Below are 14,131 nucleotides of genomic sequence, written 5' to 3' on the forward strand. Positions count from 1 at the left end.
CGGGGGCCGTCGGGGCCGTCGGCGCCGCGCGGCGGGCTCAGCGGCGCCCGCGACGCGGCCCGAGCACCAGCCGCCAGGCGCCCTGCTGGACGAGCAGGGTGAGCACCCCGGCGAGCACGATGCCGGCCAGGTTGAGTGCCAGTTGGAGGGCCGAGCCCCAGGCCTGCCGGTAGTCGCCGTAGCCGAGCGCGACGGCCGCGTTGGCGGCCGCCGGCACCGTGGTCACCGAGATCGCCACCCCGACCAGGGCGCCGGCCCTGGCCGAGGTGAGCGAGAGCAGCCCCGCCACCCCGGCCAGGAAGGCGACCACGAAGGACGTGGCGTCGGGCTTCCAGATGAACGAGGTGTTGGGCCTGGCGGCGTCGAAGCCGACCTCGCTGAACAGCCCCAGCCGGTCCATCAGCAGGCTGAAGCCGACGGTCAGCACCATCGCGACCGCGAAGCCGACCACCAGGGCGAGCAGCGAGCGCAGTGCCGGGCGGGCCCGGCGCTGGACGACCGCGACGCACAGGCCGGCCAGCGGGCCGAACTCCGGCCCGACCGCCATCGCGCCGACCACCAGGATCGCGCTGTCGAGGACCGCGCCGCAGGCCGCCAGCATGGTGGCCACCGTCAGCATGACCAGGAACACGGCGGTGAGCGTGGACTCCTCGTGGGTGATCTCCGCGACCTCCTCCCACACCAGCGCGTCCGCGCCCTCGCCGGGCGCCTGCCGTTCGGCCTCGTCGGCCGCCGCCGAGATGGTGAGCCCGACCTCGTCCACGTCGATCGCGCCCCGCTCGGCGAGGCCGAGTGCGCGCAGCGCGGCCAGCACCTCGTCGGCGGCCTCCCGGGCGACGTCGCAGAGCACCACGTCCCCGGCGGGCCGCACGGCGCTGCCCGGGAGCAGCACCAGATGGGTCACCCCCACCAGCTCGTCCAGCCGTTGGAGGACGCTCTCCCGCAGGTCGGCGGGGACGATCAGACGCAGGTGCAGCACGAGTGCTCCGGAGAAACGGTGGACGGCGACCTGCCCACCGTAGGGGGTGGTGTCACGCCCCGTCCGACAGCACCCCCGCCAAGCCCCTGGCCTCCTTGACCAGCCTCGACCCGCCGCCCCGCCCGGCCAGGGCGGTGACCTCCGGGATCGGGCCCCGGGCCGCGCAGCGCCGGGCGCAGTCGGCGGCCAGCGCGAGCAGGTCCGCGGCGGCGTGCACCGGCTTGCCGTCGAGCAGCCCCGGCAGGGCCGGGGCCAGCACCGACCAGACGGTGCCGTGGGCGCCGGTGTCGGCGGCCGAACGCAGAGCGGCGGCCAGCCGGTTGGTCTTCAGCTCGCCGGCCCTGGCCAGCCGGGCCAGTCCGGTGCCGAGCAGGGCGCCGTCGAGGTCGCCGCGGGCGGCGAGCACCAGCAGCGCGTCCACGGCCGCCGCCCGGTCCTCGGGGAAGCGGGTGCCGAGCCCGTAGCCGAGCACCAGGTGGACCGCCGGGCCGGCCGGGCCGCCCGACTCGGCGAGCAGCGGCAGGGCCTGCGGGGCGCCCCGGTCCTCGTACCCGCCGGCGCCGGCCGCGGCGGCGAACGCCCAGCGGAGCCGGACGGCGACCTGCTCGCGGTGGCCGGGCAGCATCGCCGTCCAGTGCGCGGCGGAGGTGAACCAGAACCCCTCGACCGGGCAGCGGCCGGCCGGCTCCGCCGCGACGAGGCGGGCCGCGTCGGCGGGCAGCGGGTGGGCGGGCGGCGGGCCGGGCGGGCGCAGGGCGCGACGGTCCTCCCAGTGCCACCAGCGCAGCCGGCCGAGGCGGCGGGCCGTGTCGGCGGGCTCCACCGGCAGGACGGCGTCCTGGTGCGGGAGTCCGCCCTCGCGCAGCCAGGCCGCCAGCCGTCGCCCGGCCGGGGAGGTCAGCGCCGCGGCAGCCTCGGCGGCGGCCTGGTCCGGCAGGACGGCCCGGAGCAGCGCCTGCCCGAGGTCGGCCGCGCCGGGGATGCGGCCGGCCGCCTCGTAGCCGGCCAGCCGCTCCACCAGCGTCCCGGCGGCGAGCGCGCCGGTGGTGTCGGTCGGCACCGCCAGCAGGTACGGCGGCGGGGTGGCCCGGACCTGCCAGGCCGCCTCCTCCAGCCGGGCGGCGAGCTGGGCGCCGAAGACGGTCAGCCGCTGGCCGCGCAGCGGGGAGCGGCTCGGCACCCGGGCCGACCAGGCCTGGTCGGCCGGCAGCCGGTCGGCGGCGGCCGCCGCGACGTACAGCAGGTCGGCGGGGGTGCAGTCGGCCCAACGGCGGGCGTCCCAGTGGCGGGCGTCCCAGCTCGGCCCGCGGAGCACCGGCTCCAGGGCCTCGGTGAGGGCCGCGCGGTCGAGGTGGGCGTGGCGCACCAGCCCGTCCAGGGTCCGTTCGAAGGCAGCCGGGTCGGGGTCCCCCTGGAGCAGCGCGGCCAGTTCCTCCGCCACCTCGGCGGGGGTGGCGAGCGGGCCCGGCAGCGGGCGGGGCACCGGGACGGGCGGCAGCAACTCACGGTACGGCTCGTCGGCCGCCGCGGGGCGCACGCCCAGCAGCTCGGCGGCCCGCGCGTGGTGGGCCGGGTCGAGGAGTTCGGCGGCCGCCCGCAGGTCGGGCAGCACGGCGGGGCCGGCCGCCGCGAGGTGACGGGCCACCACCCGCAGGGCGCTCTCCTGCACAGCGCGGTCCGGGTGGCCGAACGCCCCGGCGGTGGCCAGCACCACGGTGCCGGCCCGGTCGGGCTCGCGCCGGGCGGACCTGTCCAGCCAGCCGAGCTGGGCCCGCACCAGCTTCTTCTCGGTGCGGAAGAGCACCCGCCCGGCCGCCTCGGCGAGCAGGTCGGGGCCGAGCAGCCCGGCGGTGTCCAGCTCCACCAGCACCGCCTGGGCGTGCGCGGCCACGGTGGACAGGCCGTCCAGCAGGGCGAGGTGGCTGCGTACGTGCCGGGCGTTCTCCTCGAGGGTCGGGGCGAGGGCCCGGAGCACGGCGAGGAAGCCGCGCTGGTCGTTCGGCCGCCCGCCGCGCAGCAGCCGGGCCAGGCAGCGGTCGATCAGCTCCGGCCGCGCGACGGTGCCGCGCTCGGCGAGCCGGACCAGGCAGCCGGCCCACCGGTTGTCCACGTCCGTCATCCCGGTCGCCAGCAGGGCGCCGGTCTCCGGCACCTCGAACAGCCGGGGCACCAGCACCGGGACGAACGGGTCGCCCACCAGCTGCTCCCACAGCGAGCGGGTCGGCGCGGACGGGTCCAGCTGCCAAGTGCGGTGGCGCATCCACTCGGTGACGAACTGGTCCGCTTCCGGGACGGGCATGCCGGTGGTCAGGACCAGGTGCTCCAGCAGCGGGTAGTCGTTCCAGCCCCAGCTGCGGGCCGGGCGCCGGGCGAGCCGGTCCGCGACGGCGCTGCGCCACTCCACCGGCCGGGTGTCCAGCACGGCCCGCAGCTCGGGGCGCTCCCAGAGGCCGACCGCGCGGAAGTCCTGGCCGCCGAGCCAGCCGGCCGCCGCGGAGGGCGCGCTGTGGCAGGCCGCCCCGGCGATCATCAGCGCGACCCGGACGTCCCCCGGGACGGCCCACCACTCGGGGCGCTGCTCCCGGCGCAGCGCGACCAGGTCGGGCAGGGCGACGCGGCGCTGCTCCGCCGTCAGGGCGGCCAGCGCCGCCACGGTCGCGGGCACGTCCCCGCGGCGCACCGCCGCCGGCAGGCCGGTCATGCCCCCACCTCCGGACCGGTGGCCAGCCGGACGGCCAGCGCGTGCTTGCACGGGCCGCGCCCGCCCCGGTACTTGGCCCACCACAGGCAGGTGCAGCTGAGGCTGCCGTCGGGCGCCCGCCGGACCCGCTGGACGTGGTCGTCCACGGTCACCGTGGCGAGCGGCCCGTCCGGGTCGAGGCGGACGGCGCCGGCCGCCAGCAGGGCGCGGGCGGCCCGCAGACGCGGGTTGTGCGCCTCGGCGCGGCCGGCGTCGTAGGGCAGTTGACGGTGGAAGTGGGCAGCCTCGGCGGTGTCGTAGCCGATCTGGCCGGCCGTGCCGAGCACGGTGAGCGCCGCCCGGACCCGCTCGGGGGTGAGCCCGGACTGCGCGGCCAGTTCCGCCACCTCGATCCGGGGCTCCCAGGCCAGCAGGACCGAGACCAGCTCGGCGTCGGCCGCCGCGGCCGGGCTCGCCAGCGCGGTGAGCACGCCGCCCTCGCCGGAGAAACCGCGGGCGACGTCCGGCGAGAGGGTGAGGGTGAGCCGCATGCCGGGCAGCACGATCTCCCAGGCCGAGGCGGTCGGCTGCCGGCCGGCCGGCGGCCCGTACAGGCGCAGCGCCAGCGCGTGGCGCAGCACCCGTTGGAGGGCGACGAGCCGCTCGGGGCCGGGCAGGCAGACCGCGCCGGGCACCGGGCGGGCGGCCGGGCGCAGCGTACGGCCGGCGGGCACCACCCACTGGACGCTGCGGCCGGCGCCGCGCGGCAGCGAGCGCAGGAAGCGGACCGCCTCGGCGGCGGGGACCTCGGCGCGCAGGTCGAAGCCGGCGGCCAGCACCTGGGTCTCGGCGAAGCCGCGCAGCCAGCGGTCGGGCAGCGGGACCTTCTTCTCGACCAGGGTGCCGTCGAAGGTGGTCACCTCCAGGGCGTCCGGGCCGACCGCCAGGTGCAGCGGGTCGGCGCCGCCGGCCCGGCCGAGCGCCTCCCGCAGCGGGTTGTTGACGTCCACGTTGGTGGTGCCGTGGCCGATCTCGCCGCCGTCCAGGCCGTCGGCGAGCACGTCGAGGCGGGCGTGCACGCCGCAGCAGCCGGAGAAGGACTCGAAGCGCAGCCGGTCGCCGCCGGCGGTGACCACCGGGTCGAGCGAGGCGCGCAGCAGCGGCTGGTGGTAGCGGGCGGCGGCGACGTCGGCGACCGCCAGCAGGGCGGCGGCGGCCGGCTCCGGGGCGGTGAGGAACCCGCTGAAGAAGCGGGGGTTGGCCACCGCGCCGGCGGGCGTGCAGCCGCCGGAGGTCGCCAGGGCGAGGGCCCGCCCCGAGGGCTGCTCGGTCAGCGCCGAGGAGCGCAGGTAGGCGTACGTCTGTACGGCTTGCGTCATGTCCGGAACGCTAGGTCCCGGTACCGACAGTGCCGCGGTTCTGCAACGTGTTCCAGCTGTCGCGCGGCGGCCGCTCGGCGGCGCCGCCCGGCCCGGTCTGCCAGGATGGTGCCGTGACGGATGCGATGAACCAGGAGACGGCCGGCCGGTCGGCGATCCGGCCGTTCGCCGACCTGCTGCTGCTCGAGGAGCTGGACGAGAACCTGTTCCGCGGCAGCTGCCACGCCGGTGCGCCGATGCGGGCGTTCGGCGGCCAGGTCGCGGCGCAGGCGCTGACGGCCGCCGGGCGGACGGTGGACCCGGACCGGCGGGTGCACTCGCTGCACGGGTACTTCCTGCGGCCCGGCGACCCGCAGCGCCCGATCGTCTACCAGGTGGACCAGGTCCGCGACGGCCGCTCGTACGCCACCCGGCGGGTGACGGCCGTTCAGCGCGGCGAGGCGATCTTCACCCTGTCCGCCTCCTTCAAGCGGCCGGAGCGCTCCGGCGAGCGGCAGCGCACCATGCCACCGGTCCCCGGGCCGGAGGAGCTGCCCGACCCGTTCACCGCGTGGGCGCGGGCCGACCCGGAGGACTTCGCCCGGGCCACCGACTTCCGCACCCTGGAGCTGCGGTTCATCCCGCCCGGCACCCCCGGCCTGCCGCCCGAGATCCCGGGCGTGCCGCAGCAGTTCGTCTGGCTGCGGACCGGCACCCCGCTGCCGGCCGAGGACCCGCTGCTCCAGGTCTGCGCGCTCACCTACCTGTCCGATCTGACGCTGGCCTCCACCACCGCGCTGCACCTGCAGCCGCACCGCTTCCAGCGCAGCGAACCGCCGCTGATCACGCTGGCCTCGCTGGACCACGCGATGTGGTTCCACCGGCCGTTCCGGGCCGACCGCTGGCTGCTGTTCGCGCAGCGCAGCCCCTCGGTCTCGGACGGGCGCGGGCTGGCCCTGGGCGAGTTCTACGACCGCGAGGGGCAGTTGGTCGCCTCCGCCGTGCAGGAGACCCTGGTGCGCGAGCGCCGCCGACCGCCCGGGTAGGCGACGGCCCGATCGGTGCCGCGGCCCTGATCAGGCCGCATACCGACCCGGTCACCCGCCCCGTATCATGGGCGGGTGACCAAGGTTGACCTGTCACCAAGGCCGGTGGAGGCGATGTCGCCCCGTCAGCTCGAACGGCGCCGGAGTCTGATCCAGGCCGCCCTGGCCCTGGTGACCGAGATCGGCGTCGAGCGGCTCCAGATGAAACAGGTGTCGGAACGCTCCGGGGTGGCGCTCGGCACGGCGTACCGGTACTTCTCCTCCAAGGACCACCTGCTCGCCGCCGCGATCGCGGACTGGCACCGGCTGCTGCTCGCCGACCTGGTGGCCGAGCAGCGCACCGCCCGGGACGGGCCCTCCGGCACCGACCGGACGGTCCGGTTCGTCCGGCACGGGATGCGGGCCTACCAGCGCCAGCCCGAGCTGGCCCGGCTGCGGGTCGCGGTCGCCACCTCGACCGACCCGTTCGCCAGCGAGGCGCTCCAGGGCATGGCCCGGGCCGACCGGGCGGCGCTGGACGCGGTGATGTCGGAGGTCCCGGCCTCGGCGGGCGAGCTGGTCCGGCACATCGTCGGCCACGCCTGGCAGGGCGAGCTGACCGCCTGGGTGACCGGCCGCACCACGCTGGACGACGCCCGGCGCCGGCTGGAGGACGTGGTCCGGCTGGTGCTCACGCCGTACGAGCCCCGCTGAGACCCTTCGGGCCCCGGGCGTCACTCCGATGTCTTGACTTCCAGCTCGGGTCGCGACTTAACCCGGACGTATCGACCGTTAACGCCGTACCGGCATGCTCACCGGCATGAACGCCCTGCTGTCCCCGGTCGCGCCCGCCGCGGCCCGACCGGACACCTTCCCGCTGCCCAAGCGGCACCGCCGGCTGATCGCCTGCACCGCGGTCGCCGCCTCCATCGCGCTCGGCTGCCTCGGCGTCGGCGCCACCGTGGAGACCGTACGGCAGGTGCCCGCGGCCAGTACCGCCGCCCGCTGAGTGGTGGGCGCCGGGCCGCGCGCGGATACTGCAGGTGACCACCGCTCTTCGTCCCGAGGAGGCACCATGGCCACCGGCACCGTGCGGTCCTACTTCCCGGACCACGGCTACGGCTTCATCGTCCCCGACGACGGCGGTCCCGAGCTGACCGTCTACTACGACTCGATCATGGGCCCCGAGGACCACGTCCTGGCGAGCGGGCAGGCGGTCGAGTACGAGTCGACCGTGCAGGAGCACCGCGCGGTCGCGGAGCGCGTCCAGCCGAAATAGGCCGGCCGGCTCACCCCTCCCCGTCCGGGCCGTCGTCGAGGTCCCCGTGCGGGCGCGAGTGGCGGCCCGATCCCGGCACCGGCTCGGGCTCCGCCGCGGGCGCGTAGCGGGCGGCCGGCGCCCGCAGCAGCCAGGCCCGGCCGGCCGGGGCGATCAGGCGCATCCCCGCCAGCAGGTCGAGCACGTCCCGCCGGAACGCCGGGCGGTCGGCCAGGTACTCGGGGCTCCAACCGGCCCGCAGCCCGTGGTCGTCGGTGACGTCGCCGAGCGCGCCGTCGATCAGCGCGTCGGGTATCAGCACGGCCGGCGGCGCGGCCTCCCCCGGCAGCGGGCGCAACTCCTCCACCAGCCGCTGCACCAGCAGCAGGGCGGCCTGGGCCAGCGTGCCGGTGCCGGGCAGCGCGAGGTCGGTGAGCTCGTCCGCGGGGTCGAGCAGGGCCACGCCCTCGGCCCGTACCTCGGTGCGCAGCCCGAGGAAGTCGGCGAGCAGCGCCGCCTCGGCGCCCCGGCGCGGCAGCAGCCAGTCGCGTTCGGCCGGCGAGAGTTCGTCCAGCAGCACCACCGGCGTCTCCACCAGCAGCCGTCGCACCGTCAGCTCCGGCCCCGCGGCGGGCAGCGGGGCCGCCGGGGCGAGCGCGGCGGCCAGCTCGCGGTCGACCACCGGGCCGCCGTCGGCGTCCCGGCCGACCACCTGCCAGCCCCGGAGCACCGCCAGCGCCTGCGGGTGGTCGAGGTCCGGGGCCCGGCCGTCGGCCAGCGCGCCGAGCGCCAGCACCAGGCAGGCGTACGAGGCGGGCGCGAAGCCCGGCAGGGTGCGGCCGGGCAGCGGCGCCTTCTGCAGCCGGGCGTGCCGCTCGGCCACCGACAGCCGGTAGCCGAGGACCCGCTCGAAGCGCTCGGCCAGCCAGTCGGCGTGCCGCCGCACCAGCGGGAAGCCCGCCGCGTGCGGGCCGGAGTCGGTGACCAGCGGATGGGCCAGCAGCAGGCGGGCGGCCGTCCGCCGCTCCACCGCCGAGGCCGGCTCGGCCGCGCCGCGCGGGCGCTCCGGCTTGCGGTGCCGCCCCGCGCCGCCGGGCGGCTCGGCCGGTCCGGGGACGGGGACGGGGGCGGGGGCGGGGGCACCGGCGGCGTCCCCGCGGCCCCGGCGGTAGCGCAGCGGGCGGGTGCGCAGGGCGGCGGAGCGGTGCGCGCTCGGACCGTGCCACCAGCTGGTGTCGGCCGGGGCGGGGTCGGCCGGCTCCAGCGCGGCGCCGAAGTGGCGCGCCCCGTACAGGCCGAAGGCCGCGGTGAACAGGTCGTGCGCGGCCTGCGGCGGCGCCTGCGCGAGCCGGGCGGCGAGTTCCTGGGCAGCCGGGTACAGGTCGGCCGACGGCTGGGCCGTGAGCTGCCCCGCCCCGCCCGCGCGCCCGATCCCCGTGCGACCCGGCACCTCCCCGGCGCCGGTCGCGTACTCGTGCTGCTCCATGTCGCCCACCAGACTAGACGGTGGCCCCCGACCGCCGCAGGCGTGCCCGCCCGCCCGGGCCCGCGGCACCCCGTGCTCCTACGCGGCGGTAACAACCTCTTCCGCAGCTCGGGGATGCTCCCCTATCGTCACGGGCATGCCGAACCTGCCCGACGTCGTGCTGTGGTCGATACCCGCCTTCGTCCTGCTCACCGTCGTGGAACTGGTCTCCTACCGGTTCCACCCGGACGAGGAGGAGCAGGGCTACGCCGCCCGGGACACCGGCACCAGCCTGGGGATGGGACTGGGCAGCCTGCTCTTCGACGCCGGCTGGAAGATCCCGATCCTGGCGGTCTACTCGGCGCTGTACGAGCTGACGCCGCTGCGGGTGCCGGTGCTGTGGTGGACGGTGCCGCTGATGCTGCTGGCGCAGGACTTCTGCTACTACTGGGCGCACCGCGGCCACCACGTGATCCGGATCCTGTGGGCCTGCCACGTGGTCCACCACTCCAGCCGGCACTACAACCTGTCGACCGCGCTGCGGCAGCCCTGGACCGGCGCCACGAGCTGGGTGTTCTACCTGCCGATGATCGCCGCCGGCGTCCACCCGGCCGCGCTGGCCTTCTGCTCCTCGGTCAACCTGGTCTACCAGTTCTGGATCCACACCGAGCGGATCGACCGGCTGCCCCGGCCGGTCGAGTTCCTCTTCAACACCCCCTCGCACCACCGGGTGCACCACGCCTCGCAGGGCGGCTACCTGGACCGCAACTTCGGCGGCATCCTGATCGTCTTCGACCGGCTGTTCGGCAGCTTCACCCCGGAGACCACCAGGCCGGTCTACGGCCTGACGAAGAACCTGGACACCTACAATCCGCTGCGGGTGGCCACCCACGAGTACGTGTCGATCGCCCGTGACCTGGCCGGCGCCGCCGGCTGGGGCGACCGCGTGCGCCACCTCATCAAGGGGCCGGGCTGGCAGCCCGGCACCGCCGACCGCCCGGAGGGCACCCCCGCATGACCATCACCCGACGCCTGCGCACCGCCCGCGGCCTGCTCGCCGGCTACGCCGTCACCTCGGCCACCCACCTGGGCGCGATCGCGGCCGGCGCCTCCGTGCTCCGCAACGCCACCAAGCCGGCCCTGATGCCGCTGCTCGCGGCGCACACCCTGGCGAGCAGCCCGCGGGCCCCGAAGCTGCTGGCGCCGGCCCTGCTGCTGAGCGCGGGCGGCGACGTGGCGCTCCAGTTCGACGACGAGACCGCGTTCCTGGCGGGCATGGGTTCCTTCGCGGCCGCCCACGTCTGCTACGTGACGATGTTCGTGCAGCAGGGCGCCCTGACCGACCGGCGGCGCACGGCCGTGGTCGCGGCGGCGTACGCGGCGGCCTGGGCGGCGATGATCAGTCAGCTCTGGCCCGGCCTCGGCGACCTGAAGGTCCCGGTGGCCGGCTACAGCCTGCTGCTCGCCTCCACCGCCGTCACCTCGGCCGGGCGGGGCTGGCGGACCGGGCTCGGCGGCGCGCTGTTCCTGCTCTCGGACTCGCTGATCGCCACCCGGCTGGCGGGCTGGAAGGAGCTGCCCGGCCACGAGCTGCTCATCATGTCGACCTACATCGCCGCCCAGTTCCTGCTGGCCGCCGGCACCCTGCGGGCGCTGGAGCTCGACGAGGAGGCGGACGGCGCGGACCGGGACAAGCCCGGCGACGAGTACACCGGCGGGGCCGGCGCCCCGCTCGGCGCCCCGGCCTGACCGGGCCCGGACGCGGATCGGCGCCCCGGTGCGACCACGGGGCGCCGATCAGCAAGGGCTCGCCGTACCGGCATCAGGACCGCTGACCGTCGGGGCGGCGGCGCAGCAGCCAGAAGCCGGCGACGCCGCCCGCGACCAGCACCCCGCCGGCCGCGAGCTCCCGGCCGTCGGTGTGGATCGAACCGCCGAGGCCCGTCCCGACGGACCCGTGCGGACCCTGCGGCTCGGCGGGCTGGGGCCGGACGGGCTGGGCGGGCTGGGCGGGCTGCGCGGACGGCTTGTAGCCCTCGGACGGCATGCCGCCGCCCCAGGACGCCGAACCGGTGACCGCCACCGCGCCGGTGAAGGTGTCCCCGTTGGGGCACTTGCCGTCGATACCCCAGGAGTTGCCCTGGAGCGCCTTCTTGACGGTGCCGACCAGGTCCTGCTGGGCGACCAGCTTGGCCGGGCCGCTGTACTTGCCGTCGGGGCCGACGGTGAGGGTGGCCGAGCCGCCGGTGAAGGCCTGGGAGGCGGCGGTGACGGTCTTCACGGAGCTGGTGTCGCAGGTGACGCTGACGGTCACGGTCTGGCCCGGGGCCCCTTCCGCGGGACTGACCCACGCGGGGGCGACGTCCTTGGCCTGGGCCGCCGGCCCGGCGAGGCCGAGCAGGGTGGTCGCGCCCAGCAGGGCTGCGGCGGCCGTACACGTGCGGCGCATGCCGTACCTCCAGGGTTCTCCGGTGCAGCGGGCGGACTCCGGCGTCCGCGTGATCGAACAGCTGCACCTGGTTACCCGCGACGCTAGGCAGCGCCACGCCGGGCGGCCACCCGGTTGAGCCCGTTCGGGTCCGTACCGTCACCGTGCGTCACGGGTGGGCCGCCGGCGGGTGGCGCTCAGAGGTCGAGGTCGACCACCACGGGAGCGTGGTCGCTGGTGCCCTTGCCCTTGCGGGCCTCGCGGTCGACGTAGCTGTCGGTCACCGCGTCGGCGAAGGCCTTGTTGGCGAAGGTCAGGTCGATCCGCATGCCGCGGTTCTTGGGGAAGGCGAGCTGGCGGTAGTCCCAGTAGGTGTACGGGTGGTCGTACTTCAGCGGGCGGGGCACCACGTCCTGGAGGCCCGCGGTGGCGAGCGCGGCGAGCGCGGCCCGCTCGGGCTCCGTGACGTGGGTCAGGCCCTCGAAGGCAGCCACGTCGAAGACGTCCTCGTCGGTGGGCGCCACGTTGTAGTCGCCGAGCACCGCGAACGGCCGGGCGCCGGCGGCGTCCGCCAGGACGGTCCCGCGCAGGGCGGCCAGCCAGTCCAGCTTGTACTGGTAGTGCGGGTGGCCGACCTCGCGCCCGTTGGGCACGTAGACCGACCAGACCCGGACCGGGCCGCAGGTGGCCCCGATCGCCCGCGGCTCCACCTCGGGCAGCAGCGCGCCGTCGGCCAGGTAGCCCGGCTGCTCGGGCAGGCCGCGCACCACGTCGTCCAGGCCGATCCGGGAGACCACGGCGACGCCGTTCCACCGGCCGGTGCCGTGCGCGGCGGTCTCGTAGCCGAGCTCCTTGACCGCGTCGTACGGGAAGGCGTCGGTGGAGCACTTCAGCTCCTGGAGGCAGAGCACGTCCGGCGCGGCGCTCTCCAGCCACTCCAGGAGCTTGGGCAGCCGGGCGGTGACGGAGTTGATGTTCCAGGTGGCGATACGGACTGTCACGGCGGGCGGCCTTCCCGGGGCGGTGCGGACGAGGGGTGGGCGCCCCGGTCGACCCGTGCGGGCCGACCTCCGGGCACCCACCCCGAACATACCGTCCGGCACCGACAACCCCGGCCGGATCGGCGCCGGGCCGCCGGTGGCCGGGCCGTCAGCGGCCGGGCCGCACCACGGCGGCCGAGCCGCCGCCGCGCCGCACCGGTTCGGCCGCGGCCCGCCAGCGGCCGTCCGGCAGCCGCTCGACGCCGGTGGCCGCGCCGATCTCGCCGCCGTCCACGAAGACGTGCCCGAGCGCCTCCAGCCGGGCCCGCTCGGGCAGCGCCAGGAAGGCGGGCTCGGCGCTGGTCGCGGCGGTGTTGCGCTGGCTGGCGCGCGGCGCGGCGATCGCCTGTTCCAGCGTCAGACCGCGGTCGATCCGGCCGAGCACCACCTGGAGCGCGGTGGTGATGATGGTCGAGCCGCCGGGCGAGCCGGTGGCGAACAGCGGTCGGCCGTCCTTGAGCACGATGGTCGGCGAGATCGAGGAGCGCGGGCGCTTGCCCGGGCCGGGCAGGTTGGGGTCGGGCACGCCGGGGGTGGCGGGCACGAAGGAGAAGTCGGTCAGCTCGTTGTTGAGCAGGAAGCCGCGGCCGGGGACGGTGATGCCGCTGCCGCCGGTCTGCTCGATCGTCAGGGTGTAGGAGACCACGCTGCCCCAGCGGTCGGCGACCGTCAGATGGGTGGTGCTGGGCCCCTCGTAGGTCTCGCTCACGGCCGGCCCGCTGCTCGCGCAGGCGGCCGGGTGGTACGGGTCGCCCGGGGCGAGCGGGCTGGTCAGCGCGTGGCCCGGGTCGATCAGGCAGGCCCGGGCGGCGGCGAAGGCCGGCGAGAGCAGCTGGGCGGTGGGCACCTGGACGAAGCGCGGGTCGCCGACCCAGCGGCCGCGGTCCGCGAAGGCGATCCGGCTGGCCTCCAGGAAGCGGTGGTAGTACTGGGTGTCGTCGAGCTTGGCGAGGTCACTGCGGGCGAGGATGCCGAGCGCCTCGCCGCCGGTGGTACCGCCGGACGAGGAGGGCGCGATGCCGTCCACCTCCAGGCCCCGGTAGGGGACCTTGGTGGGCTGCTGGACCAGCGCGCGGTAGGCCGCCAGGTCGGCGGTGGTCACCTGGCCCGGGCGGGCGTTGCGGCCGGAGGCCGGGTCCACCGGCGGGTGCTGGAGGGCGCGCACGATGTCCGCGCCGATCGGGCCCCGGTAGAGCGCGTCGGTGCCCTGGCGGCCGAGCTCGCGGTAGGTGGCGGCGAGGTCGGGGTTGCGCAGGCGGGAGCCGACCACCGGGAGGGCGCCGTTCGGCAGGAAGAGCTGCCGGGTGGCCGGGAAGTCCTGGAAGCGCGCCTGGTTGAGCGCCGTCTGGTCGCGGAAGGTCTGGTCGACCGTGAACCCGCGGTCGGCGATCCGCTCGGCCGGGCGCAGCACCTCGCCGAGCGAGCGGGTGCCCCAGAGGTCCAGCGCCTTCTGCCAGGTGGCCGGGGTGCCGGGCACGCCGACCGACAGTCCGCTGGTGACGGCGTCGGCGAAGGCGAGCGGCTTGCCGTTCTCCAGGAACAGCGTGTCGTCGGAGCGGTGGGAGGCGGTCTCGCGGCCGTCCAGGGTGGTGACCCGGCCGGTGCGGGCGTCGTAGAGGACGAAGTAGCCGCCCCCGCCGATGCCGGCGGAGTACGGCTCGGTCACCCCGAGGGCGGCCGCGACGGCGACCGCCGCGTCCACCGCGTTGCCGCCCGCACGCAGCACCTCGATGCCGGCGGCGGTGGCGTCCGCGTCCACGCTGGCGACGGCTCCGCCGTAGCCGGTGGCCTCCGGGGTCTTGGCGGGCGGTGCGGCGGCCGCGGCCGGGGCGACCGCGGCGCAGACCAGGGCGGCGGCGATGGCCAGGGCGGGCGCGGAACGGGCCAGGATTCTCATA

At 76.7% G+C, this 14,131-nt stretch carries 13 protein-coding genes; 6 read left to right on the forward strand and 7 right to left on the reverse strand.

Going from position 1 to position 14,131, the window contains the following annotated elements:
- Positions 1-37: 37 nt before the first annotated feature.
- From ABT014_RS00440 to ABT014_RS00450, 3 genes are read right to left on the reverse strand one after another with little or no spacing between them, the layout of a single operon-like run.
- Positions 38-979, reverse strand: coding sequence for a DUF389 domain-containing protein (locus ABT014_RS00440; protein ID WP_350635220.1), 942 nt, complete (start codon positions 977-979; stop codon positions 38-40).
- Between the two features lie 52 nt (positions 980-1,031).
- The gene (locus tag ABT014_RS00445; protein WP_350635222.1) at positions 1,032-3,680 is read right to left on the reverse strand and encodes a DUF7824 domain-containing protein; all 2,649 of its coding nucleotides are present in this window, start codon (positions 3,678-3,680) and stop codon (positions 1,032-1,034) included.
- Positions 3,677-5,038, reverse strand: a complete 1,362-nt coding sequence (locus tag ABT014_RS00450) for an SWIM zinc finger family protein (protein WP_502894799.1) — start codon at positions 5,036-5,038, stop codon at positions 3,677-3,679. Before ABT014_RS00450 ends, ABT014_RS00445 begins: the two co-directional genes overlap by 4 nt.
- A gap of 113 nt (positions 5,039-5,151) precedes the next feature.
- Between ABT014_RS00450 and ABT014_RS00455 the strand changes: the two genes are divergently transcribed.
- From ABT014_RS00455 to ABT014_RS00470, 4 genes are all read left to right on the forward strand, one after another.
- Positions 5,152-6,063, forward strand: a complete 912-nt coding sequence (locus ABT014_RS00455) for an acyl-CoA thioesterase (protein ID WP_502894800.1) — start codon at positions 5,152-5,154, stop codon at positions 6,061-6,063.
- 75 nt (positions 6,064-6,138) lie between these two features.
- Complete coding sequence (locus ABT014_RS00460) at positions 6,139-6,756, forward strand: TetR/AcrR family transcriptional regulator (RefSeq protein ID WP_350635224.1); 618 nt, start codon at positions 6,139-6,141, stop codon at positions 6,754-6,756.
- Positions 6,757-6,862: 106 nt separating this feature from the next.
- Positions 6,863-7,051: a hypothetical protein gene (locus tag ABT014_RS00465; protein WP_350635226.1), complete on the forward strand. Its 189-nt coding sequence runs from the start codon at positions 6,863-6,865 to the stop codon at positions 7,049-7,051.
- 66 nt (positions 7,052-7,117) lie between these two features.
- Positions 7,118-7,321, forward strand: coding sequence for a cold-shock protein (locus ABT014_RS00470; RefSeq protein ID WP_350635228.1), 204 nt, complete (start codon positions 7,118-7,120; stop codon positions 7,319-7,321).
- Positions 7,322-7,331: 10 nt separating this feature from the next.
- Here ABT014_RS00470 and ABT014_RS00475 read toward each other — a convergent pair whose 3' ends face one another.
- Positions 7,332-8,786 carry a DUF2398 family protein gene (locus ABT014_RS00475; protein WP_350635231.1) on the reverse strand — a complete coding sequence of 485 codons (1,455 nt, stop codon included), beginning with the start codon at positions 8,784-8,786 and terminating at the stop codon, positions 7,332-7,334.
- A gap of 136 nt (positions 8,787-8,922) precedes the next feature.
- Between ABT014_RS00475 and ABT014_RS00480 the strand changes: the two genes are divergently transcribed.
- Both ABT014_RS00480 and ABT014_RS00485 read left to right on the forward strand, forming a co-directional pair.
- The gene (locus tag ABT014_RS00480) at positions 8,923-9,783 is read left to right on the forward strand and encodes a sterol desaturase family protein (protein WP_350635233.1); all 861 of its coding nucleotides are present in this window, start codon (positions 8,923-8,925) and stop codon (positions 9,781-9,783) included.
- Positions 9,780-10,514 (forward strand): lysoplasmalogenase, encoded by a 735-nt coding sequence (locus ABT014_RS00485; RefSeq protein WP_350635235.1) that lies wholly within the window; start codon positions 9,780-9,782, stop codon positions 10,512-10,514. The genes ABT014_RS00480 and ABT014_RS00485 overlap by 4 nt, the downstream gene beginning before the upstream one ends.
- A gap of 73 nt (positions 10,515-10,587) precedes the next feature.
- Here ABT014_RS00485 and ABT014_RS00490 read toward each other — a convergent pair whose 3' ends face one another.
- The 3 genes from ABT014_RS00490 to ggt form a co-directional block, all read right to left on the reverse strand.
- Positions 10,588-11,214: a hypothetical protein gene (locus tag ABT014_RS00490; RefSeq protein ID WP_350635237.1), complete on the reverse strand. Its 627-nt coding sequence runs from the start codon at positions 11,212-11,214 to the stop codon at positions 10,588-10,590.
- Positions 11,215-11,390: 176 nt separating this feature from the next.
- Positions 11,391-12,194, reverse strand: a complete 804-nt coding sequence (locus ABT014_RS00495) for an exodeoxyribonuclease III (protein WP_350635239.1) — start codon at positions 12,192-12,194, stop codon at positions 11,391-11,393.
- A 148-nt stretch (positions 12,195-12,342) separates the two neighbouring features.
- Positions 12,343-14,130 carry a gamma-glutamyltransferase gene (ggt, locus tag ABT014_RS00500; protein WP_350635241.1) on the reverse strand — a complete coding sequence of 596 codons (1,788 nt, stop codon included), beginning with the start codon at positions 14,128-14,130 and terminating at the stop codon, positions 12,343-12,345.
- Position 14,131 lies beyond the last annotated feature (1 nt).

Origin of the sequence: Kitasatospora sp. NPDC094015 (assembly GCF_040304075.1) — a bacterium.
GTDB lineage: Bacteria > Actinomycetota > Actinomycetes > Streptomycetales > Streptomycetaceae > Kitasatospora.

What these genes read in the sequence shown, in the direction of transcription:
- ABT014_RS00445 (WP_350635222.1), bottom strand. Translation starts at nt 3,680, where the DNA reads ATGACCGGCCTGCCGGCGGCGGTGCGCCGCGGGGACGTGCCCGCGACC.
- ABT014_RS00450 (WP_502894799.1), bottom strand. Translation starts at nt 5,038, where the DNA reads ATGACGCAAGCCGTACAGACGTACGCCTACCTGCGCTCCTCGGCGCTG.
- ABT014_RS00465 (WP_350635226.1), top strand. Translation starts at nt 6,863, where the DNA reads ATGAACGCCCTGCTGTCCCCGGTCGCGCCCGCCGCGGCCCGACCGGAC.
- ABT014_RS00470 (WP_350635228.1), top strand. Translation starts at nt 7,118, where the DNA reads ATGGCCACCGGCACCGTGCGGTCCTACTTCCCGGACCACGGCTACGGC.
- ABT014_RS00475 (WP_350635231.1), bottom strand. Translation starts at nt 8,786, where the DNA reads ATGGAGCAGCACGAGTACGCGACCGGCGCCGGGGAGGTGCCGGGTCGC.
- ABT014_RS00480 (WP_350635233.1), top strand. Translation starts at nt 8,923, where the DNA reads ATGCCGAACCTGCCCGACGTCGTGCTGTGGTCGATACCCGCCTTCGTC.
- ABT014_RS00485 (WP_350635235.1), top strand. Translation starts at nt 9,780, where the DNA reads ATGACCATCACCCGACGCCTGCGCACCGCCCGCGGCCTGCTCGCCGGC.
- ABT014_RS00490 (WP_350635237.1), bottom strand. Translation starts at nt 11,214, where the DNA reads ATGCGCCGCACGTGTACGGCCGCCGCAGCCCTGCTGGGCGCGACCACC.
- ggt (WP_350635241.1), bottom strand. Translation starts at nt 14,130, where the DNA reads ATGAGAATCCTGGCCCGTTCCGCGCCCGCCCTGGCCATCGCCGCCGCC.